Source organism: Klebsiella electrica (assembly GCF_006711645.1).
Lineage (GTDB): Bacteria > Pseudomonadota > Gammaproteobacteria > Enterobacterales > Enterobacteriaceae > Klebsiella > Klebsiella electrica.
The window spans coordinates 3,222,532-3,246,667 of record NZ_CP041247.1 but is presented as its reverse complement, the minus strand read 5'-3'; the positions used below and the strand labels follow the sequence as shown (position 1 = coordinate 3,246,667).

At 55.7% G+C, this 24,136-nt stretch carries 20 protein-coding genes; 14 read left to right on the top strand and 6 right to left on the bottom strand.

All coding sequences use genetic code 11. The annotated features are described in order from the left end of the window. Positions 1–62 precede the first annotated feature (62 nt). Both Electrica_RS15585 and Electrica_RS15580 read left to right on the top strand, forming a co-directional pair. Positions 63–1,367 carry an NAD(P)/FAD-dependent oxidoreductase gene (locus tag Electrica_RS15585; protein ID WP_100685114.1) on the top strand — a complete coding sequence of 435 codons (1,305 nt, stop codon included), beginning with the start codon at positions 63–65 and terminating at the stop codon, positions 1,365–1,367. Positions 1,368–1,623: 256 nt separating this feature from the next. Then, positions 1,624–2,163: a glycine zipper 2TM domain-containing protein gene (locus Electrica_RS15580; RefSeq protein WP_100685113.1), complete on the top strand. Its 540-nt coding sequence runs from the start codon at positions 1,624–1,626 to the stop codon at positions 2,161–2,163. A gap of 55 nt (positions 2,164–2,218) precedes the next feature. On the opposite strand, the gene Electrica_RS15575 is transcribed toward Electrica_RS15580, so the two are convergent. Beyond that, the gene (locus Electrica_RS15575) at positions 2,219–4,405 is read right to left on the bottom strand and encodes a TonB-dependent siderophore receptor (RefSeq protein ID WP_131049971.1); all 2,187 of its coding nucleotides are present in this window, start codon (positions 4,403–4,405) and stop codon (positions 2,219–2,221) included. 244 nt (positions 4,406–4,649) lie between these two features. Then, positions 4,650–5,285, bottom strand: coding sequence for a TetR/AcrR family transcriptional regulator (locus Electrica_RS15570; RefSeq protein WP_100685111.1), 636 nt, complete (start codon positions 5,283–5,285; stop codon positions 4,650–4,652). Between the two features lie 248 nt (positions 5,286–5,533). On the opposite strand from Electrica_RS15570, the gene bhsA reads away from it, so the two are divergent. Continuing rightward, positions 5,534–5,791, top strand: coding sequence for a multiple stress resistance protein BhsA (gene bhsA / locus Electrica_RS15565; protein ID WP_100685110.1), 258 nt, complete (start codon positions 5,534–5,536; stop codon positions 5,789–5,791). Positions 5,792–6,003: 212 nt separating this feature from the next. Here the strand turns inward: bhsA and ldtC are convergent, their stop codons facing one another. Then, positions 6,004–6,966, bottom strand: a complete 963-nt coding sequence (gene ldtC / locus Electrica_RS15560) for a L,D-transpeptidase LdtC (protein ID WP_141964915.1) — start codon at positions 6,964–6,966, stop codon at positions 6,004–6,006. 168 nt (positions 6,967–7,134) lie between these two features. Continuing rightward, entirely contained in the window at positions 7,135–10,581 is a 3,447-nt protein-coding gene (mfd, locus tag Electrica_RS15555) for a transcription-repair coupling factor (protein ID WP_141964914.1), read from the bottom strand. Between the two features lie 566 nt (positions 10,582–11,147). Here mfd and lolC point away from each other — a divergent pair. The 5 genes from lolC (at position 11,148) to cobB (ending at position 16,190) form a co-directional block, all read left to right on the top strand. Further along, a complete protein-coding gene (lolC, locus tag Electrica_RS15550; RefSeq protein WP_131049969.1) occupies positions 11,148–12,347 on the top strand; it encodes a lipoprotein-releasing ABC transporter permease subunit LolC in 1,200 nt (399 codons plus the stop codon). After that, complete coding sequence (gene lolD / locus Electrica_RS15545) at positions 12,340–13,041, top strand: lipoprotein-releasing ABC transporter ATP-binding protein LolD (RefSeq protein WP_100685107.1); 702 nt, start codon at positions 12,340–12,342, stop codon at positions 13,039–13,041. Before lolC ends, lolD begins: the two co-directional genes overlap by 8 nt. Further along, positions 13,041–14,285 carry a lipoprotein-releasing ABC transporter permease subunit LolE gene (gene lolE, locus Electrica_RS15540; RefSeq protein WP_100685106.1) on the top strand — a complete coding sequence of 415 codons (1,245 nt, stop codon included), beginning with the start codon at positions 13,041–13,043 and terminating at the stop codon, positions 14,283–14,285. The genes lolD and lolE overlap by 1 nt, the downstream gene beginning before the upstream one ends. 154 nt (positions 14,286–14,439) lie before the next feature. Then, positions 14,440–15,351 carry an N-acetylglucosamine kinase gene (gene nagK, locus Electrica_RS15535; RefSeq protein WP_141964913.1) on the top strand — a complete coding sequence of 304 codons (912 nt, stop codon included), beginning with the start codon at positions 14,440–14,442 and terminating at the stop codon, positions 15,349–15,351. 14 nt (positions 15,352–15,365) lie between these two features. After that, on the top strand, positions 15,366–16,190 hold the full coding sequence (cobB, locus tag Electrica_RS15530; protein ID WP_141964912.1) for a Sir2 family NAD+-dependent deacetylase: 825 nt from the start codon (positions 15,366–15,368) through the stop codon (positions 16,188–16,190). A 182-nt stretch (positions 16,191–16,372) separates the two neighbouring features. Here cobB and Electrica_RS15525 read toward each other — a convergent pair whose 3' ends face one another. Beyond that, positions 16,373–17,335, bottom strand: coding sequence for a sugar-binding transcriptional regulator (locus Electrica_RS15525; RefSeq protein ID WP_004860563.1), 963 nt, complete (start codon positions 17,333–17,335; stop codon positions 16,373–16,375). Positions 17,336–17,370: 35 nt separating this feature from the next. Next, positions 17,371–18,165, bottom strand: coding sequence for a triose-phosphate isomerase (locus Electrica_RS15520; protein ID WP_004860565.1), 795 nt, complete (start codon positions 18,163–18,165; stop codon positions 17,371–17,373). A 245-nt stretch (positions 18,166–18,410) separates the two neighbouring features. Between Electrica_RS15520 and pdxA the strand changes: the two genes are divergently transcribed. The 6 genes from pdxA (at position 18,411) to tal (ending at position 24,129) form a co-directional block, all read left to right on the top strand. Beyond that, positions 18,411–19,418, top strand: a complete 1,008-nt coding sequence (gene pdxA, locus Electrica_RS15515) for a 4-hydroxythreonine-4-phosphate dehydrogenase PdxA (RefSeq protein ID WP_004860567.1) — start codon at positions 18,411–18,413, stop codon at positions 19,416–19,418. Positions 19,419–19,454: 36 nt separating this feature from the next. Further along, positions 19,455–21,173 (top strand): four-carbon acid sugar kinase family protein, encoded by a 1,719-nt coding sequence (locus tag Electrica_RS15510; RefSeq protein ID WP_141964911.1) that lies wholly within the window; start codon positions 19,455–19,457, stop codon positions 21,171–21,173. 92 nt (positions 21,174–21,265) lie between these two features. Then, positions 21,266–22,285 (top strand): 2-keto-3-deoxygluconate permease, encoded by a 1,020-nt coding sequence (locus tag Electrica_RS15505; protein ID WP_141964910.1) that lies wholly within the window; start codon positions 21,266–21,268, stop codon positions 22,283–22,285. A gap of 1 nt (position 22,286) precedes the next feature. Beyond that, positions 22,287–22,661, top strand: a complete 375-nt coding sequence (locus Electrica_RS15500) for a PTS glucitol/sorbitol transporter subunit IIA (RefSeq protein WP_032717213.1) — start codon at positions 22,287–22,289, stop codon at positions 22,659–22,661. Positions 22,662–22,689: 28 nt separating this feature from the next. Further along, positions 22,690–23,148, top strand: coding sequence for a ribose 5-phosphate isomerase B (gene rpiB, locus Electrica_RS15495; protein WP_004860583.1), 459 nt, complete (start codon positions 22,690–22,692; stop codon positions 23,146–23,148). 30 nt (positions 23,149–23,178) lie between these two features. Beyond that, positions 23,179–24,129, top strand: a complete 951-nt coding sequence (gene tal / locus Electrica_RS15490; RefSeq protein WP_141964909.1) for a transaldolase — start codon at positions 23,179–23,181, stop codon at positions 24,127–24,129. The last annotated feature ends 7 nt before the right edge of the window (positions 24,130–24,136 follow it).

The window sequence follows — 24,136 nt, the reverse complement described above, 5'->3', positions numbered from 1 at the left end:
TTAAATAAGAGCTATTTTTATAACTTTTAATTAACAATTGGTTAATATTTTTAGGGGGTCTCGTGACTACACCATTGAAAAAAATCGTAATCGTAGGTGGCGGCGCCGGTGGACTGGAACTGGCGACTCAGCTGGGTGGAAAGCTGGGGCGTAGCAAAAAAGCGAAAATCACGCTGGTGGATCGTAACCATAGCCATCTGTGGAAGCCGTTGCTGCATGAAGTGGCGACCGGTTCGCTCGATGAAGGTGTTGATGCGCTGAGCTATCTGGCCCATGCCCGCAACCACGGTTTCCAGTTCCAGCTGGGTTCAGTGGTGGATATTAACCGTGAAGCGAAAACCATTACGCTGTCTGAGCTGCGTGACGAGAAGGGCGAGCTGCTGGTTGCCGAGCGCAAGCTGCCGTACGACACGCTGGTGATGGCGCTGGGCAGTACCTCTAACGACTTTAATACCCCGGGCGTCAAAGAGAACTGTATTTTCCTTGATAACCCGCATCAGGCTCGTCGTTTCCATCAGGAAATGCTGAACCTGTTCCTGAAATACTCGGCTAACCTCGGCGCCAACGGCAAAGTCAATATCGCGATCGTCGGCGGCGGGGCGACCGGCGTTGAGCTCTCGGCTGAGCTGCATAATGCGGTGAAACAACTGCACAGCTACGGTTATAAAGGGCTGACCAACGAAGCATTGAATGTCACCCTGGTTGAAGCGGGTGAGCGTATTCTCCCTGCGCTGCCGCCGCGTATTTCCGGCGCCGCTCACAGTGAGCTGACCAAGCTTGGCGTGCGCGTTCTGACGAAAACCATGGTAACCAGCGCCGATGCGAACGGCCTGCACACCAAAGACGGCGAGTTTATTAATGCCGACCTGATGGTGTGGGCGGCAGGGATCAAAGCGCCGGACTTTATGAAAGAGATCGGCGGTCTGGAAACCAACCGCATTAACCAGCTGGTGGTTCAGCCAACGCTGCAAACGACGCTGGACCCGGATATTTATGCCATCGGCGACTGCGCCTCCTGTGCGCGTGCGGAAGGCGGATTTGTGCCGCCGCGCGCCCAGGCGGCCCACCAGATGGCAACCTGCGCGCTGAATAATATTCTGGCGCAGATGAAAGACAAACCGCTGAAATCCTACGTCTATAAAGATCACGGTTCGCTGGTTTCGCTCTCCAACTACTCAACCGTGGGGAGCCTGATGGGCAACCTGATGCGCGGTTCGATGATGGTCGAAGGGCGTATTGCGCGTTTCGTCTATATCTCTTTGTACCGTATGCACCAGATTGCGCTGCACGGCTACTGTAAGACCGGTCTGATGATGCTGGTAGGTCGCATCAACCGCATCATTCGCCCGCGCCTGAAACTGCACTGATTGTCTGTTCGCTCTGTTCCCGGATTGTGCCGCCAGGCCAGTTCGGGATGGCGGGCGGCGACGCAGGTTGAGCCGGTCAGCGCTTTGCCGGCTCAATGACAGAATTTCCGTCTGTCATCTCGCGCATAACATCTCAGATTCCTCTGAATCCACGCCATTTGCCGCTTTTCCCCGCATTTTTCATCCGCTTTCTCATTTGCAAGGTCCCCGGGTCGATAGCAAAATTGTTTCTATCAGCAACAAGGGAGGATACCCCGTGAATAAATCAATGTTGGCGGGTATAGGGATTGGCGTGGCTGCCGCGCTGGGTGTTGCAGCTGTCGCTGGTCTTAACGTCTTAGATCGTGGCCCGCAATATGCGCAAGTGGTGTCCAGTACACCGATAAAAGAGACCGTAAAAACTCCGCGTCAGGAATGTCGCAACGTCACCGTGACCCATCGTCGTCCGGTACAGGATGAAAACCGCATCGCCGGTTCCGTTCTTGGTGCCGTTGCCGGCGGGGTCATCGGTCATCAGTTTGGCGGCGGTCGTGGCCGCAGCGTGGCGACCGTGGTGGGCGCGCTGGGCGGCGGTTACGCCGGTAACCAGATTCAGGGGTCGATGCAGGACGGGGATACCTACACCACCACGCAGCAGCGCTGTAAAACGGTGTACGATAAGTCGGATAAAATGCTGGGCTACGATGTGACCTACAAAATCGGCGAGCAGCGAGGAAAAATCCGCATGGAACACGATCCCGGCACGCAAATTCCGCTGGACAGTAACGGCCAGCTGGTCCTCAACAACAAAGCGTAAAAAAGACATTGACTGTGATTTGCCCCTCCTGCGCTCAGGCTGAGGGGCTTTTTTATCAGAAACTGACGGCGTAGTTCAGGCCAAAGGTACGGCCACGACCTTTGTATTGATACAGTGAACTGCTACCGTAGGTCGGGCTATACAGCAGGGGGGCGCGCTGTCCCCAGATGGTGACATAGTCTTCGTTCAGCAGGTTTTCGATGCTGAAGGTTAGTTTACCTACCGGGAGCGCATAGCTGCCGATAAAGTCTACGGTATTATAGCCGTCGAGTTTTTTACCGCTGGCATCGCTCAGGTCGAACACCTGCTGGGTTTGCACGCGCAGCGACCACGGATCCGGCGCCCAGCCGACCCAGGCGGTGGCTTTTGATGGCGAAGCGAGAGTCACATCCCATTTCTGCCAGCTACCGGCACTCTTCACCTGAGATTTCAGCACGTTGAAGTTCGCACCGGTGCTCCAGTCGCTATCCGGGAAGAAGTAATCGACGGCCCCTTCCACACCGTAAATACGCCGCTTGTCGGATTGTACGTCGATAGTCATATCGCTGCGGTTAACGACAATGGTTTTGTCCGAGGTGGAGTAGTATGCCGCCAGCTGGGTGCGCAGGTTATCACCGGTGTAACGCCAGCCCAGTTCGTAGGAGTTGACTTTTATCCCCTGCAGCGGCGAATCACCGACGTTGACGCTCGACAGCAGGGGGTAGTTGCCGTTGACCGCCGCGCCGTATTTGCCGATACCATAGTATTTACCCGGGTCCGGCAGCTCAACGCCCTGTGAGAAGTTAAACCAGGTCTGCTGACGGTTGGTTAGGTGGGCGACAATGCCGGCGTTAAACAGGAAGTTATCATAATCCGTTTTACCACCCGGGATGGCATCGGCCGATTTCACTTTGCCGCTGGCGACATCCTGCTGCTGAGCGTAGCCGACAAAATCATCAACCTGGTTTTCCGTCCACTGATAGCGCACGCCGCCGCTCAGGGTGAAAATGTCATTCAGGTCATAGCTGCTTTGCAGGAACGGCGCCAGGTTAGTGATGCTGTAGCCCGGGTAGCGTCCCGTCGTGTAGATAGCCTCGTTGTGCAGCCCGCCTGACGCCATCGAACGCGGCAGATCGAAGAACATCTGATTAGCGTTGAAGGTCTCGTGATCGGCATCCAGTCCCCAGGTCAGATCCCAGCCGTCAAGCGGTTGGCTGTTGAGGGTAATTTTCGCGCCGTACTGATCGGTATCCTGCTTTGACGAGGAGAAACTGCTGACCTTGCCTTTGCTGAGGGCCGGGAAGGGATAAAAGGTCAGCGACTCGTCGCGATAATAGATCTGGCTGACCAGGTTCTGGCCATAGAAGTCGGCATCGGAGTATTGCAGGCTAATCAGATGCCTTTCGGTACCAGGAACGCGGTCGGAATTGAGTCCGTCGGTGGTATAGGCTTTGCCCTCACCGGTGACGGCTGACATGTTCTTGCCGAGATACAGGCCGTAATCATCGCCCTGGCTTTTATAATACTGCGTCACCAGCTGCAGTTGACGGTTATCGTCAATGTTGATGGTGCCTGTCCCCATCACGTCCAGGCGATCCGAGTGCTGCAGGCCGGTCTGGGTATTATCAAGGATCAGCGCATCGTTGTTGCCATCGTACCAGCCGCCAAAACGCTGATATGCCACCGATAACCGCCCGGATGCATGGTCTGTGCCGCCGCTGACCGCCGCCGCTACGCGTTCATCGCGATCGTTGCTGTTGGCAAATCCGCTTTTACCGCCCACTTCCAGATCGACCTGCCGTTCCTGCTGCCCTTTTTTAGTCACAATATTGATCAGGCCGCCGGTACTGCCACCGCCGTACAGCGAGGTCGCGCCGGAGATGACTTCAATATGCTCAATGTTGAACGGGTCGATAGCGTCGAGCTGACGACTGTCGGTACGGGAGGAGTTGAGGCGTACGCCGTCGATCAACACCACGATGGCCCGCCCACGCATGTTCATTCCGTAGTTGGTTCGTCCCTGGCTGCTGACATCAATGCCGGGAATCAACTGGGCCAGAACGTCTTTGAACTCTTTTCCGCCCTGCACCTGCTGTTCTATCTCCTGGCCTTCGATAACCCAGGTCGTTTGGGCCATTTCGGCGACGGTGCGGTGAGTCCGGTTGGCACTGACGATAATGTTTTCTTCATCCGCCTGCGCGGCAAAAGCGGGCAGGGCGGTGGCCAGCAGCAGTGGGTTCAGCACCCAGAGACGCTTGTTCATACGCATTCCTTTTATGAGTTAACTGCATTCATGTTGTTTTTAGTTTTCGATGCGGGCGCATCGATTGTTACAGATGGAAATAAGCAGAAAAACTTAAGAGCGGATTTTGCACGTAGTGATTATTGTTATCAATATCATTTACAACAAAAATGGCGCGTAACGATGTGAAAACATTAATAAAACAGGGGATAAATCAGAGCGGGGGGTGAAAACCCGGTGGCGAACGTCACCGGGGGAACGCAGATTAGTGCTGGAGGATTTGCGGCCACAGCCGCAGGGTGGTATCGGCGATTTGCATCAGCCTGGTGAAATCAGCCCCTTCGCGCGCGCTGATAGACATCCCTTGCAATACGCAGTTTAAGAACTGCGCCAGCTGTCGCACATCGCCATTTTCCGGCAGCTCGCCGCGCAGCTGCCGCTGCTGGAGGAACTGCGTCAGCGTTTGTTCCTGCATCGCGTGCCGCGACTTAATGGTATTGGCGATCGCAGTAGATGATGCCGCCAGCGCCGCGGAAGTATTGATCATAAAGCAGCCTGCCGGCGTGTCTTTGCTGGTAAAACAGGTGGCGATGGCGGTGAAATAGTCCCGCAGCGCCTGATCGACTGTTTTTTCTTCGGCAAACAACAGCGCTTCGTGTCTGGCGGCAAAACGTGAAATATAGCGATCCAGCACCGCGCGAAATAACCCTTCCTTGTTGACGAACTCGGCGTACAGCGTCGGTGCTTTTGCCCCGGTCGCCTCCACCAGATCGGCAAGAGAAGTTGCCTCGTAGCCGTGCTGCCAGAACAGTGCCATAGCCTTATCCAGCGCCGCTTCCTTGTCGAACACTTTGGGTCGGCCACGGCTTTTTTTTGTGCAACTTTGAACGTCAGTTGTCATGATGCCGCTGTACCTATGTTGGTTTGTTGAAGCGGGCATTATAAAAATAAATGTTACAACGTTCCAGCACTGAACCCACAAAAATAAATAATTCATATATGTATGAATTTTAAGTCGTTTATAAATAAATAAACGATCGTTATAAAAATAAATTGACGTGTGATTCAGGTCACATTATTATTTACCTATCGATCGTTAAGTTAATTATTGCGACCCGACTAAAAAACATCTGCATAGGTATAATAATCATGAAAAACATCAAAACGCTGACGCTTGCCGCCGTACTGAGTTCTCTTTCTTTCGCCAGCTTCGCGGCTGTTGAAGTGCAATCCACACCTGCTGGCCAACACAAAATAGGTACCGTTTCAGCCTCCGCCGGGACCAACCTGGGTTCGCTGGAAGACCAGCTGGCGCAGAAAGCGCAGGAAATGGGCGCGACTTCTTTCCGCATCACCTCAGTAACGGGTCCAAACACCCTGCACGGCACTGCGGTTATCTACAAATAAGTTTCGTTTTACCCCTGTCATGCCACTGACAAAACGCGGCCCCTGACCCCTTTATCAGGCCGCGAGCAGTAAGTTGTTCTCCGTTATGCCACTTACGTTGCGCGGTTTTCACCCCTTTATGAAACCGCGAAGCGTCGTCCTGGCGTTTTACCCTGCTTTTACCTCATAAAAAAACCGCCTTCAGCGGTTTTTTTATCTCTGTCATTAGGCACTTACAATGACTGTTCGCCAGCGGTGGGGTGGCGGGTCACGTCAACCGGCATACCTGAACGCAGCGTCATCGCGCGCTCCATCACCGTCTGGTCGGTCTGCGCGGCCTGCTTAAATGCTGTCATTTCACCATTCAGGACGATCGGTAGCGTCTGCGGATCGTCATCTAAGTGTTTGGACAGCGGCTGATGGATTTCCGCCAGACGCCTGCCGTCAGGCTCCACGGAGACTTTAACTGGCGTGTTGATGATATTGACTTTTGTCCCTGGGGTAACGAGGTTATACAGGGTTTTGATGTCATCATCGCGCAGGCGGATACAGCCGGAGCTCACGCGCATGCCGATGCCAAAATCGGCATTCGTGCCATGCAGCAGATAGACGCCGCCGTAGGCCGCAAGGCGGATAGCATGATGGCCCATCGGGTTATCCGGCCCGGCAGGTACCACGCCCGGCAGCTCTATTCCCATCGCTTTATACCGCGCGCGAATATTGGCCGTCGGCGTCCAGGTTGGATTGGCGCGCTTGTCGGAGACGGTGGTGACCATCGTCGGGGTAAGGGTATCGCCTCCCAACTGACCGATGCCGATAGGGTAGACGGTGACCTCATTTTTCCCCGGCGGGTAATAGTAGAGGCGAAGCTCGGCGAGGTTAATCACCAACCCTTCGCGCGGCGCTTCCGGCAGCAGCGTCTGGAGCGGAATGGTCAGTACGCTGCCGGCACGCGGAACGTAAGGATCGACGCCGGGATTTGCCTGAAGCAATGCCAGAAAGCCGACGTTGTATTTTTTGGCGATAGCCTCCAGAGAACCGCCGTTATTCTGGACGACGTGAAACTGATTTTGCCCGACGAGGCGGCTGCCGGAAGGCGGCAACGGCCAGGTATTGGCGCGGGCGGGGAGGGTCAGTACGGCCGCTACGGCCGCCAAGGCCAGCCACAGAGAGAAACGCGATATAAAAGTAGTCATAATAAATAAATGGTTATTTTTTTATGAGGAAACGGACGGGAATTATCACGCGGTTGTCTGTGGGGAAACCCAGGTGAATTGCAAAACATTTGTAAAGTTTACCGGGTGTCACTGCGAGGGAAGAAAACAGGCGTGAAGACGGCGACGGGCGCCGCCTCCGCGCTGCGATTATGCGGTCGCGTTCTCTTCTAACTGCCGCATAAACTGGCGAACCCACTCCATACGCGTTTTACGTTCGCCAAGTTCCTGCATGAACTTCAGCCGCGTCGGGCCATCCAGGCGGAAGTGCTGAGGCTGTTTTTGCAGCAGGCCAATCAGCCACACCGGGTTGACGTTGTTCTTTTCATTGAACTCAATCACGCCGCCTTTGTCATTGCTCTCCAGCTTACGGATCCCCAGCTTCTGCGCCTGTTGACGCAGACGGGCGATATCCAGCAGGTTTCTCGCCGCATCCGGTAGCGTGCCGAAGCGGTCGATCAGTTCGACTTTAATCTCTTCCAGACTGTGCTCATTCCTGGCGCTGGCAACCCGCTTGTAGAACGAGAGTCGGGTATTCACATCAGGAATAAAGTCGTCCGGCAACAGCGAAGGCATCCGCAGTTCAACCTCAGTCTGCTGGCTGGTCAGATCCTCAAGTGAAGGCTCACGTCCGGCTTTCAGCGCATCGACAGCGTTCTCCAGAAGCTCCATATATAGCGAAAAACCGATGGTGGTCATCTGCCCGCTCTGATCTTCGCCCAGCAGCTCGCCAGCGCCGCGGATCTCCAGGTCGTGCGTGGCCAGCGCGAAACCGGCGCCGAGATCCTCCAGCGAGGCGATGGCTTCCAGACGCTTTTGCGCATCGCTGGTCATCGCTTTCGGGTGCGGCGTCAGCAGCCAGGCATAGGCCTGATGATGCGAACGGCCGACGCGTCCGCGCAGCTGGTGCAATTGAGCCAGACCGAAATGGTCCGCGCGCTCGATGATAATGGTATTGGCGGTCGGGATATCAATCCCGGTCTCAATAATAGTGGTGCAGACCAGCACGTTAAAACGCTGGTGGTGGAAATCATTCATCACCCGTTCCAGCTCGCGCTCGCGCATCTGCCCGTGACCGATGGCGATTCGCGCCTCCGGCACCAGCTCCGCGAGCCGATCCGCCGCTTTCTGGATATTCTCCACGTCGTTATAAAGGTAGTAGACCTGGCCGCCGCGCAGCACTTCACGCAGAATCGCCTCGCGAACCACCAGCGAGTCATACTCCCGGACGAAGGTTTTTACCGCCAGGCGGCGGGCGGGCGGCGTGGCAATAATAGACAGATCCCGCATACCGCTCATGGCCATGTTCAGCGTTCGCGGAATCGGCGTGGCGGTCAGCGTCAGAATATCGACATCGGCACGCATCGCTTTGATTCGCTCTTTGTGGCGAACCCCGAAGCGGTGCTCTTCATCGACGATCAGCAGCCCAAGGTCGCGCAGCTTAACTTCGCTTTGCAGCAGCTTGTGCGTGCCGATAAGAATATCGATTTTACCTTCGGCAGCCTGTTCAAGAATCTGCGCCTGCTCTTTCGCGCTGCGAAAGCGCGACAGCATTTCAATGCGCACCGGCCAGTTGGCGAAGCGGTCGCAGAAGTTATCGAAGTGCTGCTGCGCGAGCAGAGTGGTCGGCACCAGCACCGCGACCTGCTTGTGGTTCTCCACCGCCAGAAAGGCGGCACGCATCGCCACTTCAGTTTTACCGAAGCCGACGTCGCCACAGACCAGGCGGTCCATAGCCAGCGGTTGACACATGTCGCTGAGAACGGCGTTAATCGCCTGCGCCTGATCCGGCGTGGTTTCAAACGGGAAACCATCGCAGAACAGCTGATACTGCTCGCGGTCGTACTTAAAGGCGAAGCCCGCTTTCGCCGCGCGCTGGGCGTAAATATCGAGCAGTTCCGCCGCCACATCGCGCACTTTTTCCGCCGCCTTCTGCCGCGCGCGCGCCCAGGCATCGCCACCGAGTTTATGCAGCGGTGCGCTCTCTTCCGCGCCGCCGGCATAGCGGCTGATCAGGTGCAATGATGACACCGGCACATACAGTCTGGCGTCATTGGCGTAGGTCAGCATCAGGTATTCCCCTTTGATGCCGCCTGCCTCCAGCGTGGTCATGCCGGCATAACGGCCAACGCCATGCTCCAGATGTACCACCGGCTGGCCGATATGCAGTTCCGCCAGGTTGCGGATTAAGGTATCGGGGTTAATGGTGCGTCGCGAATCCTGGCGACGACGCGCCACGCGCTCGCCCAACAGGTCGCTTTCGCAAATCAGCGCCAGATTCCGCGGGCTATCGATAAACCCGTGTTCGGCGGCGCCTATCATTAAATAGCGGCCGCTGCCGGTGGCCTCTTCCAGCCGCAGAATATGTTTCGGCGCGATTTTGATCCGCGCCAGCACTTCGCCCAGCGCTTCGCGGCGACCTTCGCTCTCCACTGAGAAAATCACCGGGCCGCTAAAGGCTTCGAGGAAGCGGCGCAGATTATCCAGCGGCGCTTTGTTTTGCGCCTGAACAGAGAGGTCCGGCAGCTTCTGATAGCCGAGGTTAGTATTGGCGGCTTTATCGGCCAGACGCTCCGTTTTTAACTGGATACGCGGCCATTTTTTCAGCTCGCTGAACAGTTCGTCGCTCCGCAGCCAGAGCTGTTCCGGCGGCAGCAGGGGACGCATCGGGTCGACGCCGCGGCTTTCGAAGCGGGCGCGGGTTTCGTTTTGAAAACGCCCGGCGCTGGCTTCCAGATCGCCGGTATTGACGATCAGGGCGTTCGCCGGGAAGTAGCTGAACAGCGGCGGCAGAGGCTCATTGAAAAACAGCGGCTGCCAGTATTCGATGCCGGTCGGTAATGTCCCTTTGCTGACCTGCTGATAGATATGTTCGGCGTCGCGTTTGACTTCAAAGCGATCGCGCCACTGGCTACGGAACAGCTCAATCGCCGCCTGATCGGTCGGGAACTCATGAGCGGGCAGTAGATTAATGGCGGCCACCTCTTCCAGCGTACGCTGGCTGTCGACGTCGAACAGGCGCAGGCTGTCGATTTCATCATCGAAGAAGTCGAGGCGATAGGGTTGCTCGCTCCCCATCGGGAACAGGTCAAGCAGGGCGCCGCGGGTAGCATACTCCCCGTGCTCCATCACCTGATCGACATGGCGATAGCCGGCGCTATCTAACTGAGTGCGCAGGCCGTCGCGCGACAGACGCTGGCCTTTTTTCATCACCAGCGCGTGTCCGTGGAGGAAATTATGCGGACAGACGCGCTGCATTAACGTGCTGACCGGCACGATCAGCACGCCGCGCTGCATGGTGGGTAATTGATAAAGCGTGGCGAGACGGGAAGAGATAATGTCCTGATGCGGCGAGAAGCTATCGTAAGGTAGCGTTTCCCAGTCAGCCAGTCCTGTCACCATGCTGTCGGTAAACTGGCGAACTTCATCATTCAGACGCAGGGCATTTTGCATATCGGGGGCGACGAGTATGACCGGCCCGCCGTGGCGCTCGGCCATTTCCGCAACCAACGTGGCACAAGCCGCGCCGGTTAATTCACCGAGATGCCGCTGTTCGCCGGGCTTGACCGGCAGTGTGTATCGGTATTGTTGAGGCATAGCTGTTATCAGGATCCCTTCTTGATTCGCTCTATATGTGTACCCTAAATATTTCGAGTTGCGGCTCAAAAACACCTCAGGCGTTGTTGAACCGCGCTTGCACTGACCCCGAAGGGGCAAGGCCACAGGCCAGGTTACGCAGCAAGTGAGCGACAAATTCGTCAGGAGCGAACCTGAACAGTCGACGCTGCCTCTGGCGAGAGAGCAGGACATCTCTCAAATTTTCCGATTGCTTCCCGATGAGCTTATGCAGGTAAGCGATTCCGGTAAACCAGCGTCGTCAATGCACATGCAGCGTGCGGTATGACGGCTATATAAGGGCAAACCGCGCATATTCAATGTTGATGATTATCCGCGATTGACCCGTATTCGCCAACCTGATTGACGACATGCGGGCTCGCTACGGTGAAAGATTCTGATAGATAAGCGCTGACTAATCAAATATCCATTTGATTTATCTTTACTTTTTTCTTATTGCACGACAAAAACTTACCGTTTCAGTGATTTACGCGTTGTGCTATGCCATATATACTCGTGCATCGGCTATCAGCAACCAGATGGATTACATGTACCAACCTGCCGCACTCTTTATCGGCCTTCGCTACATGCGCGGGCGCGCAGCCGACCGCTTCGGTCGTTTCGTCTCCTGGCTATCCACCATCGGCATTACGCTTGGCGTGATGGCGCTGGTGACCGTGCTTTCGGTCATGAACGGCTTCGAGCGCGAGCTGCAGAACAACATCCTGGGGCTGATGCCACAGGCCATAATTAGCGCGCAGCAGGGCTCGGTGAACCCTCAGCAGCTGCCGGAAAGCGCCATCAAATTACAGGGCGTCACGCGCATTGCGCCATTAACCACCGGCGATGTGGTGCTGCAAAGCGCCCGCAGCGTCGCGGTTGGCGTGATGCTGGGTATCGACCCGACGCAAAACGATCCGCTCACGCCGTATCTTGTCAACGTGAAGCAAAGCGATCTTCAGGCCGGGAAATATAACGTCATTCTTGGCGAACAGCTGGCCAGTCAGCTAGGGGTTAACCGCGGCGATCAGATTCGCGTCATGGTGCCCTCCGCCAGTCAGTTCACGCCTATGGGGCGGGTGCCGAGCCAACGACTGTTTAACGTTATCGGCACCTTTGCCGCCAACAGTGAAGTGGACGGCTATCAGATGTTGACCAATATCGACGATGCCTCGCGCCTGATGCGCTACCCGCTGGGTAACATCACCGGCTGGCGTCTGTGGCTGAGTCATCCTTTGCAGGTGGATACCCTCAGTCAACAGGCGCTGCCGCAGGGGACGAAGTGGCAGGACTGGCGCGAGCGCAAAGGCGAGCTGTTCCAGGCTGTGCGCATGGAAAAAAATATGATGGGCCTGCTGCTGAGCCTGATCGTGGCCGTCGCGGCGTTTAATATTATTACTTCGCTGGGGATGATGGTCATGGAAAAACAGGGCGAAGTGGCGATTTTGCAAACCCTGGGGCTGACCCCGCGACAGATTATGCTGGTCTTTATGGTCCAGGGGGCCAGCGCCGGGATCGTCGGTGCGCTGCTTGGCGCCGCGCTTGGCGTGCTGCTCGCCAGCCAGTTGAACAATTTAATGCCGATTATCGGCGCATTTCTTGACGGCGCGGCGCTGCCGGTCGCAATCGAGCCGTTACAGGTGACGATTATCGTCCTGGTGGCCATGGTGCTGGCACTGTTATCGACGTTGTATCCTTCCTGGCGCGCTGCCGCCACTCAACCCGCTGAGGCTTTACGTTATGAATAAGATCCTGCTGCAATGCGACAATCTGTGCAAACGCTATCAGGAAGGCAGTGTGCAAACCGATGTGTTGCACAATGTCAGCTTCAGTATTGAGGAAGGGGAGATGATGGCGATTGTCGGTACCTCGGGTTCCGGGAAAAGTACACTGCTCCATCTGCTCGGCGGGCTGGATACGCCGACCTCCGGCGATGTGATTTTCTCCGGACAGTCGATGAACCGGCTCTCTGCCGCCGCACGCGCCGACCTGCGTAACCGTGAACTCGGCTTTATCTACCAGTTCCACCACCTGTTGCCGGATTTCACCGCCCTCGAAAACGTGGCAATGCCGCTGCTGATTGGTAAACAGAAAGCCGCGGATATTGAACGTCAGGCTAAGGCAATGCTGCATGCCGTGGGGCTGGAGCACCGTAGCAACCACCGCCCGTCAGAGCTTTCCGGCGGCGAACGCCAGCGGGTGGCGATTGCCCGCGCGCTGGTTAACAAGCCACGTCTGGTGCTGGCGGATGAACCGACCGGTAACCTCGATGCCCGCAATGCCGACAGCATTTTTCAGCTGCTGGGGGAACTGAATGTTGCCCAGCGCACCGCGTTTCTGGTGGTGACCCACGACCTGCAACTGGCCAAACGGATGGGCCGCCAGCTGGAAATGCGTGATGGTCATCTGGACGCGAAACTGACCCTGATGGGGGCCAGGTAATGACTTCTCCGTTATCGTTATTGATTGCCCTGCGTTTTAGCCGCGGGCGGCGGCGCGGCGGCATGGTGTCGCTGATTTCGGTGATTTCGACGATCGGGATTGCGCTCGGGGTGGCGGTCTTAATCGTCGGCCTCAGCGCGATGAACGGCTTTGAACGTGAGCTGAACAACCGCATTCTGGCGGTGGTTCCACATGGCGAAATCGAGCCGGTGAAGCAGCCGTGGACCAACTGGAGCGACGCGCTGGCGAAGGTGGAAAAGGTCAAAGGTATCGTTGCCGCGGCGCCCTACATTAACTTTACCGGGCTGGTGGAGAGTGGCAGCAACATGCGCGCCATTCAGGTAAAAGGGGTCGATCCGCAGCAGGAGAGCCGCCTGAGTTCGCTGCCTCAGTTTGTCCAGAATAACGCGTGGGCTAATTTTAAAGCTGGCGAACAGCAGGTTATTCTCGGTAAAGGGGTGGCGGATGCACTGCACGTGAAGCAGGGCGACTGGGTTTCCATCATGATCCCCAACTCTGACGCCGAACATCAACTCCTGCAGCCGAAACGCGTCAGGCTGCATGTGACCGGGATTTTGCAGCTCAGCGGCCAGCTCGATCACAGTTTTGCCATGATCCCGATGGACGATGCCCAACAGTATCTGGATATGGCTGGCAGCGTGACCGGGATTGCGATTAAAGTCACCGATGTCTTCCACGCCAATACGCTGGTACGCGATGCCGGCGAAGTGACGAACAGCTATGTTTACATCAAGAGCTGGATCGGGACTTACGGTTATATGTATCGCGATATCCAGATGATCCGCGCCATTATGTACCTGGCGATGGTGCTGGTGATAGGCGTAGCCTGCTTTAACATCGTTTCCACCCTGGTGATGGCGGTGAAAGATAAAAGCAGCGATATTGCGGTACTGCGCACGCTCGGGGCGAAAGATGGCCTGATCCGCGCCATTTTTGTCTGGTATGGTTTGCTTGCCGGTTCGGTCGGGAGCCTGATTGGCGTGGCGATCGGCGTCGTTTGTGCGCTGAATCTGACGTCCATTATCAACGGCCTCGAATACCTGATCGGGCATAAATTCTTGTCCGGCGACATCTATTTTATTGACTTCCTGCCGTCTGAACTGCACTGGCTGGATGTTATTTATGTGCTGGCGACGGCACTGTTGCTGAGTTTGCTGGCCAGCTGGTATCCCGCCCGCCGCGCCAGCCGCATTGACCCGGCGAGGGTGCTGAGTGGCCAGTAATTCAGTGGATTGCGGGGTATACACTCTGGTCGGATAAGGCGAAGCCGCCACCCGACCTTGCGCCCGGCGGCGCTCGCTACGCGGGCCGACAAGGTCCCCGGTAATCCACTCTTTACGTCGTCCTGACCTTTGCGGTCAGTAAAGAGGAATGGCTATGTACTACGGATTTGACATTGGCGGTAGCAAGATAGCGCTGGGCGTGTTTGATAAAACGCGGCGATTGCAGTGGGAAAAACGCGTTGCCACGCCGAAGGCGAGTTATGCCGACTTTTTGCAGGCGGTTGAGGCGCTGGTAGATGAAGCCGACAGCCGCTTTGACTGTCAGGGGAGTGTCGGGATCGGGATTCCGGGGATGCCGGAAACCGCAGACGGCACGCTGTATGCCGCCAACGTTCCCGCGGCCAGCGGTCAGCCGCTGCGCAGCGATCTGAGCGCCCGGCTCGGGCGTGAAGTTCGTCTGGATAACGATGCCAACTGTTTTGCGCTCTCTGAAGCCTGGGACGATGAGTTTACGCAATATCCGCTGGTCATGGGGCTGATTCTCGGTACCGGCGTCGGCGGTGGCCTGGTCCTCAACGGCAAATCGATTACCGGACATAGCTATATTACCGGTGAATTTGGCCATATCCGGCTGCCGGTGGATGCGCTGGCGGTGGTGGGGCGTGACTTCCCGCTCACCCGCTGCGGCTGCGGCCAGTTGGGCTGCATTGAAAACTATCTCTCCGGCCGCGGTTTTGCCTGGCTCTATGAACATTATTATCAACACGCCATAACCGCACCCGACATCGTGACGCTGTGGCAGCAAGGCGATGCGCGGGCGCGCGAGCACGTCGAACGCTATCTTGACCTGCTGGCGGTCTGTCTGGGTAATATTCTGACTATTGTTGATCCGGATCTGCTGGTGCTTGGCGGAGGATTGTCTAACTTTACTGCCATAAGCGAAGGGCTGGCGCAGCGCCTGCCGCGACATTTACTTCCCGTTGCCCGGGTGCCGCGTATCGAACGCGCGCGCCATGGCGATGCCGGAGGTATGCGCGGTGCGGCCTTCCTTCATTTGACTCATTAACCACAGGGGGAGCTATGTTGTCGCGCCGCTTACACCGATTGAGCCGTTTTCGACGCAATAAACGTCGCTTGCGTGAACGCCTGCGCCAGCGGATTTTTTTTAAAGAGGATAAGTCGGCTGTGGAAATAATAGCTAAGCCCAAAGTCGTGGTGCTGACCGGCGCGGGTATTTCGGCGGAGTCCGGGATTAAAACGTTTCGCGCTGCCGATGGTTTGTGGGAAGAGCACCGGGTGGAAGATGTGGCGACGCCGGAAGGCTTCGCCCGCGATCCGGCGCTGGTACAGGCGTTTTATAACGCCCGCCGTCGGCAGCTGCAGAGCCCGGAGATAGTGCCGAATGCGGCGCATCAGGCACTGGCGCGACTGGAAGCGGAGCTGGGCGACCGCTTTGTGCTGGTCACTCAGAACATTGATAACCTGCACGAACGCGCGGGAAACCGCCGGGTGATTCATATGCACGGCGAACTGTTGAAGGTGCGCTGTTCGTGGAGCGGTCAGGTGCTGGAGTGGACTGGAGACGTCACGACGGAAGATAAGTGCCACTGCTGCCAGTTCCCGGCGCCGCTGCGCCCGCATGTGGTCTGGTTTGGCGAGATGCCGCTGGGGATGGATGATATTTACAGCGCGCTGGCCGATGCCGATATCTTTATCGCCATTGGCACTTCCGGGCACGTTTATCCGGCGGCAGGCTTCGTGCACGAAGCCCGTTTGCAGGGGGCGCATACCGTGGAACTCAATCTGGAACCCAGCCAGGTCGGCAGTGAGTTTGCAGAAAAACACTACGGTCTGGCGAGCGAGGTTGTACCGGCGTTCGTCGACCGGCTGTTGAAAGATCTCTGATTCCGTCGCGCGATGGCGTTGATTGCCGGGCGCGAAAGACACCAGGCCGCTCTATGTTTTTCATAGGCGGCCTGTTTCATATCGGCCCGATCGTTCCCGCCGGGTATGACAGCAGAGCAGGCGGCAAACCGGAGCAACGGCCAGCGCTCCCCGGTTATGCAGGCCGCGCCACGCGCCACGTTTTATAACGCTTTGTGCATATTGATGACCGCGCGGGCGTTGGACGCGCTGGTGGCGAGGACATCGATGACGCCAGTGCGCAGGGCGCCGAGTATCGCCGTTGCTTTGGTACTTTCCGAGGCGATGGCAATGACGCAGGGGATGGACCGCAGTTGTTCAAGACTCAGGCCGATAACCCGATCGTTCATAACGGTATCGACCGGTTTCCCCTGGATATTGAAAAAACTGTATCCGGCGATATCTCCCACCACTCCCTGATCCTGCCGGGCTGTCGCAATCTCTTTGGGGGAAAACCAGCCGAGCTGAACCATAAAGCTGTTCTCATTCATATCGCCGAGACCAATTATCGCAACGTCAGCTTTGCTGGCCTGCTCAAGGGTCGCTTTGATGAGGCGGTTTTGCATAAATGCCGCTCGCAACTCCGGAGTTTCAACATATGCAGGAGCGTAGAGCGTTTCACTGAAGCCGTTAAACTTACGTGCCAGGTTACGGCTGATGTGATCGGCATCTATGAGCTGGTTGTCGCGTTTGGTTCCGCCGATTCCACAGATAAAACGGCAGTGCCGCTCCGGGAAGATCCCAACGTGGTTGGCGACGGCAGCCACATTGCGCCCTTGTCCGACGGTCACCGTCATATCATTCTTTAAGATGCCGGCAAGGTAGTTACTGACCAACGCCGCCACCTGCTGACGCTGTTCGTCTTCATCATGGTGGTCCAGGGCGATTAAGGCGCGTTTGATGCCGAAATGGGAAATAAACTGCTGCTCTATCTGCGAGCTAAAGACCGGGTGATATTTCACGCTGATCTCCACAATCCCTTCCTGTCGGGCTTTTTTCAGCAGCCGACCGACTTTAATCCGTGAAATGCCGAATCGCTGGGCAATCTCTTCCTGAGTTTGTTCCTGGTCATAATAGGCCACGGCAATTTCGGTCAGCAGTGCATAATCTGGGTCTTGTTCAGTCATCGTTTGGTGTTTCCATCTCTGATGTCCGCCTAATATTACTGCGACTTAAGAATAAATTCCTGTGTAACGCGTTGAACGATTTCACAATAGCCAGTGGCGTCCCAGGCCGCCCGGCCAATGAAGAGACCGTCGACATCCTCTTGTTGCAGTAATTCCACCGCATTTTGCTTGTTAACGCTGCCGCCGTAGAGCAGGGGGATTTGCAACCCGGTTTCCTGACCAAAAAGTTCACATAGCCCCTGGCGTAGCGCCCGATGGATCTCTCCTGCTTGCTCCGGACGGGCCGGCGTACCCTGTTCGCCAATCGCCCAGATTGGTTCATAGGCAACAAGCGTGTCTACAACCTGCTGCCGGCTTAAGCCATGAAGGGCGATTTTCATCTGACGGACGACCGTTTCGCGCGAGACCTGCCAGCTTTTCTCTTCGGCGCTGTCGCCAATACATATCAGCGGACGCAAGCCATGACGCAACGCGCTATGGACCTTTCTGTTAATGGCGGCGTCGGTTTCGTTGAAGGCACCGCGTCGTTCGGAATGACCGAGCTCAACAAGCGTCGCCCCCGCTTCCAGCAGCATGTCTGCGGATATTTCACCTGTCCATGGACCGCTGTCGGCTTCATGCATATTTTGCGCGCCGGTCAGACAGCGAATATGTCGCTCCTGCAAATAGCGGCTGACCGGATGAATGGCCGTAAAAGGAGGGATGACAAAAGGCTGAATATCCGGATGAACAACCTGCCCCAGACGCTGCGCCAAAATCTCGCACCATTGCATCGCTTCGGAAAGCGGCTTGTTCATCTTCCAACTGGTGCCTAACCAAATTGTCTTCATCTTTCGTTCTCCATCGTAAGTAAATCAATGCGTTGTGAACATGGTTTATTCACCGCTGTGAAAGATTGAACTTTTTATCACTGTGTGAACATATGTTAGATCACATTTTTTTATTAAATAATTCGGTTGATTTTTTTATGTGACAAAGATCACCAATATCTTCTTAATCCTCAGGTAATGTTTTGCTCATATGATTAGAATGTGAACATATGAACAAAATGACGTTCAACTACGAGAGGCCCACGATGTCACAAGAAAAAAAACCTGTTGTCGCAATCACTATCGGCGATCCTGCTGGGATCGGCCCGGAGATCACCGTTGCCACCATGATGGATAAAAGCGTGTATGACGAGTGCCAACCTTTTCTGATTGGATCGATCCCCATTGTCGCCCGGGCGATGAAGATCATGGGATGTGATTTTGCGTTGAACAAAATCACACACCCGGAGGAAGCGCTGTATCGCTGGGGAACCATCGATGTGATGGAAACCGGCGATTACGATTGCGACAGCATTGAATGGGGAAAAGTGCAGCAGTTGGCGGGAAAAATGTCGCTAGATTATGTGATGAAATCCATCGAATTAGGTAAAGCAGGCCTGATTGATGTGGTCTCGACGGCGCCGATTCATAAAGAAGCGATTAAGCTGGCAGGCTGTAAATTACCGGGTCATACCGAGATCTATCAGGTTGAAACGCAGTCAGATTATGGCCTGACGATGTTTCATGTTCAAAAATTGCGGGTGTTTTTCGTCAGTCGCCATATGGCGTTGAAAGCGGCGTGTGATTATGCCAACAAAGAACGCGTGCTGGCCTGCGTACAGCAAATTCACCATGAGTTCACCGCCCTCAAAATTGCCAATCCGCGTATCGCGGTTGCGGCGCTTAACCCGCACGCTTCTGATAACGGCCTGTTTGGTCACGAGGAAGCGGACAACCTGATTCCGGCGGTGAAGGCGGCGCAGGAGATGGGAATCAATGCGATTGGCCCGGTTCCGGCGGATTCGGTATTCCATCTTGGCAAGCAGGGACGTTATGACGCGATCCTTTCCCTGTACCACGACCAGGGGCATATCGCCTGCAAAACCCTCGACTTTGAACGCTCCATTACTATCACCTTCGGCCTGCCGTTTATGCGCAGCTCCGTTGACCACGGGACCGCTTTCGATATTGCCGGTACTGGCAAAGCAGGAACCGTCAGCATGCTGGAATCGACGCTGGTCGCGGCGCGTTACTGGAAAATGAAACATCAATAATCGCGGGTGTTAATGCGAATCAATGAGGACAAAGAGATGGAAAAGCATCTGTTGATTAGCAAAGGCAGTAAAGGCTGGGGTGGGCCGCTGACGATTGATATCCATCAGAGCAAAAAGATTGCTTATATCACCGGGGGATTGGTTCCCCCGGTTGTTGAACGACTGAGTGAGCTGACCGGCTGGCCTTCCGTTGACGTCTTTAAGAACGGCGAGCCACCGGAAGACGAAATTGGTTTGATGGTTATTGATTGCGGCGGTACGTTGCGCTGTGGGCTCTATCCGAAACGGGGTATTCCGACTATCAACCTGCATCCAACCGGTAAAAGCGGTCCGCTGGCGGAGTTTATTCATGAAGGCATCTATGTTTCCGGCGTGACGCCGGCCTGCATCGAAATGGTCTGGCCGCAAGGGGAAGGCGGTAAGCTGGGGATCGTCGCCGACGATCTGACCGGTGCGACCACCGTTGGGGTATTACTGGCGCGCAGCGGTTTAAAAACCGCCGCGTTCTTCGATACCGAATCCTTCGCTCGCAATGAGGTGGAGTATCCGGCGATGGTGGTCAGCAGCGACAGCCGTCCTCTGCCGAAAGCGGAAGCCCAGCAGCAGGTCAGCGCCGCGGTGAAACAGCTGCAGACCCGCGGCGCGCACTACTTTACCAAGCGTATCGATACCACCCTGCGCGGCGGCATAGGTTTTGAAATCGACGCCATGCTGGAGCAACTGCCGCTGGAAACGGTTGCCGTTGTGGTGCCGGCTATGCCGCAGTCGCGGCGTATTCTGGTTGGCGGCTACTCGGTGATTGACTCCGTCGCGCTTTCACGCACAGATGTGGCACGCGATGTACGCACTCCGGTTACCGAGTCCTGGGTGCCGGGGCTGCTGGCGGCGCAGACTCATCATCAGGTTGGACATATCGCGCTGGCCTCGGTGATGAAAGGCGAGGGGCAGTTGCAGGAGGATCTCCAGGAACAGCAGCAGCGCGGCATGCGGGTGATTGTGGTCGATGCCATTACCGTGGAAGATGTCGATGCGATTGCCGGGGCGGTGGTTGCGCTGAACTGGAACGTACTGGCGGTCGACCCGGGCCCCTTTACCGAACGACTGGCGGTGCGTCGTGGCCTGATGCGGGAGACGCGAAGTAGCGTATCAGCGACGACGGCAGCGGAAAGCCAGCGCGGATCGATTCTTGTGGTTGCCGGTAGCGCAACGCCGGTGACGAAAAAGCAGCTCCAGCATCTGATCGCCAATGATGAAAGGGTTTGCCACATCCCCGTTGACGCCGAACTGTTGGTCGACAGGAAAAACGCCGCTGAAATCGAAGTTAATCGCGTGGTACAGCATGCCCGGCAGTGCGTACCGGCGCAGCAGAACGCCATATTCGTTTTTGAATCAGCGTTAACCGGACGACTGCTGGATCTACAGGAAGAAGAACAGCGCTTTGGTCTGGCGCACGGTCAGGCTGCGAAAAATATTAACCAGGGATTGGGGAATATTGTCCGTGAAGTGCTTAGCTGCGCGTCGGGAGAAATTAAAGGTCTGTATATGACCGGTGGCGACACGATGGTGAATGTTCTTAAAGAACTCGGCGCCACGGGAATTGAAATGATTGACTATGTGATACCGCAAACCGATATGGTGCGTATTATCGGCGGCGATTATGCCGGCCTGATTTGCATTGGCAAAGGCGGTTTAACCGGGCCGGAGGATATTATTAGCACCATTGTCGAAAGAATTTATAAAGAAGCGCAGCAATAATTAATAATTCATATAAATAAAAATCGGCGTAATGGTCGTCTGGGTAGTATTGCGTCGTTATCTCTGTCAAATCATAATTTATGAGTTACCCTATGAACATAAATATACTTGAAAAGATGAACAAGGTGCCAGGCGGTTTAATTATTATCCCACTGCTTGCGGCGATTTTTATTAATACCCTGGCCCCCGAAGTGCTGGGCATCGGCGGCCCGACAACCGCATTATTCAAAGTCGGTTCCAGCGCGATGATGGGGATTTTCCTACTCATTTGCGGCACCTCGATTAATATCCGTCAGGCCGGGCTGCCGCTTTATAAAGGTGCGGTACTGCTATTCCTTAAATGTCTCGCCGGCGCGCTGGCAGTGTGGGCTGCGGGGGCGCTGTTCGGCCCTAACGGTTTCCTCGGGATTTCCACGCTGGCGCTGATTGCCTGTTTAACCAGCTCCAACAGCTCGCTGTATATCGCGCTGTGCAGCAACTACGGCGATGCCAGCGACGCCGGGGCGATCTCCGTCTTCTGCGTCAAGGACGGCCCGTTTGTTACTATGATGGTGCTGGGGGTCAGCGGCCTGGCCAATATTCCTTTCGCCGCGCTGCTGTCGATGCTGATCCCGCTGCTGATTGGGATGCTGTGGGGCAACCTTGATAAGCGTTTTAAACAGCTGTGCGCCGCCGCTCAGCCGCTAATCATTATTATTATGTCGTTTGCTATCGGCGCCAATTCCAGTATCAACACGGTATTTACCGCCGGTCTGTCGGGGATCCTGCTCGGCATTATCTCTGCGGTAACCGGCATTGTGTTCTATTTTATCTACAACCTGTTCCTGAAGAAGAAAACCGCGCTGGGAGCCGCGCTGGGTACGACGGCAGCCAGCTCGGCGCTGACGCCAGCAATGGTCGCTCAAGCCGACCCCTCGCTGGCGATGTACGTTGATGCCGCCACCGCACAGCTGGCGACGGCGAGCATCATCACGATGATTACCGCGCCGGTACTGGTGGCCTGGTTTGATAAACGTCTGAAAAAGCGCGCGCCGGCGGTTGAACCGGTGAAAGAAAAGAGCAGTGAAGAGAAGGTGGCATTATCTTCTCATGCCGCAAAAGGAAACAAATAATATGACTGTGCCGTTGTATTCATTACTTATCACGGCTGTCGGGGAGTATGTTGAAAACTATCTGCAGGAACAGAAGCTAATCTTATTCTCTGAGCCCGTTCCTGACGATATTGCGATGTATTGCGCGGTACACCGGGGCAGTGAGCTAACGGCTGAATTATCACCCGGGCAGATAATGAAAATAAATCAGGCTATTTATCGGGTGACGGCGGTAGGTAGTGTTGCAACGGCAAATTTAAAACAGCTTGGCCATATCACTTTAAATTTTGATGGTGCTGCAACGGCTGAATTACCGGGGATGGTACATCTGTGTGGTCAATCACCACATGATATCCAGCGTGGTGACCGAATATCTTTCTATCAGGATCTAAATTAAGACCTGGAGCTAAATTAAGGAAATTATCATGAAAACAATCGCTATTGGTGCGGATGATGCCGCCTATGCTTTCCGCGACGCTATCGTCGCTTATCTGAATGGGCTCGGGATGAAGGTCGCGGATTACAGCAGCGATAAACGCCAGGGCAGTACGGTCTATCCGGATGTTGCTCATGCGGTGGCGATGTCGATAAAGCAGGGCGAGCACGATCGCGGCATCCTGATTTGCGGCACCGGTATTGGGATGAGCATTGTGGCGAATAAAGTACCGGGAGTACGTGCCGCCCAATGCCACGATACTTTCTCCGCCGAGCGGGCGCGCAAAAGTAATAACGCGCAGATTATTACCCTTGGCGCGCGCGTGATTGGCCCGGAGCTGGGCAAAAAAATTATTCAGGCCTGGCTTGAATCCGAATATGAAGGCGGCGGCTCCGCGTCAAAAGTGGAGCGTATCGACTATTACGAACACCAGCACGCCAGAGATTAATATCCGCAGTCGTAATATAAGGAACAGACTATGAGCCAGTTAGACGAGCTGAAAAAATATACCACCGTGGTGGCCGATACCGGTGATATCGAATCGATTAAAAAGTTTGCCCCGCAGGATGCCACCACCAACCCTTCGCTGGTGCTGAAGGCCGCGCAGCTCCCGCAATATCAGGCGCTGATTGCCGACGCAATCGGCAAGGCGCGTCAGCAGGGCGGCAGCGCAGAAACCCAGCTGATTAACGCCAGTGATCAGGTCGCGGTGGATATCGGCACTGAGGTGCTACGTCACGTGCCGGGGCGTATTTCTACCGAAGTCGATGCCCGTTTTGCCTGGGATCGCGGGATGTGCGTGTCGAAAGCGCGCAAGCTTATCCAGATGTATGCAAAGAACGGCATTGGGCCGGAGCGCATCCTCATCAAACTCGCCGCCACCTGGGAGGGCATTCGCGCCGCAGAGGAGCTGGAGCAGAGCGGCATCAACTGTAATCTGACCCTGCTGTTCTCCTTCGCACAGGCGCGGGCCTGCGCCGAAGCGGGCGTCTTTTTAATCTCGCCGTTCGTCGGGCGTATTTATGACTGGTATCAGAAAAACCAGCCGCAGGCTGAGTATCAGGTCGACAGCGATCCGGGCGTGGTTTCCGTGCGCCAGATTTATCAGTACTACAAATCTCACGGCTACGACACCGTGGTGATGGGGGCTAGCTTCCGCCGCATTGAGCAGATCCAGGCGCTGGCGGGCTGTGACCGTCTGACCATCTCCCCGGCGCTGCTCGATGAGCTGGCCGCCAGTGCAGGGACGCTGAGTCGCCAGCTGGCGCCAGGCTGCGTCACGGAAACTCGCCCCAGCCCGATGATGCAGGCGGCGTTCCTCTGGCAGCATCATCAGGATCCGATGGCGGTGGAAAAACTGGCGGAAGGTATCCGGCTGTTCGCCGTCGATCAGGTCAAACTGGAAAACCAGATTCAGCAGATGCTGTAAGGGCAGG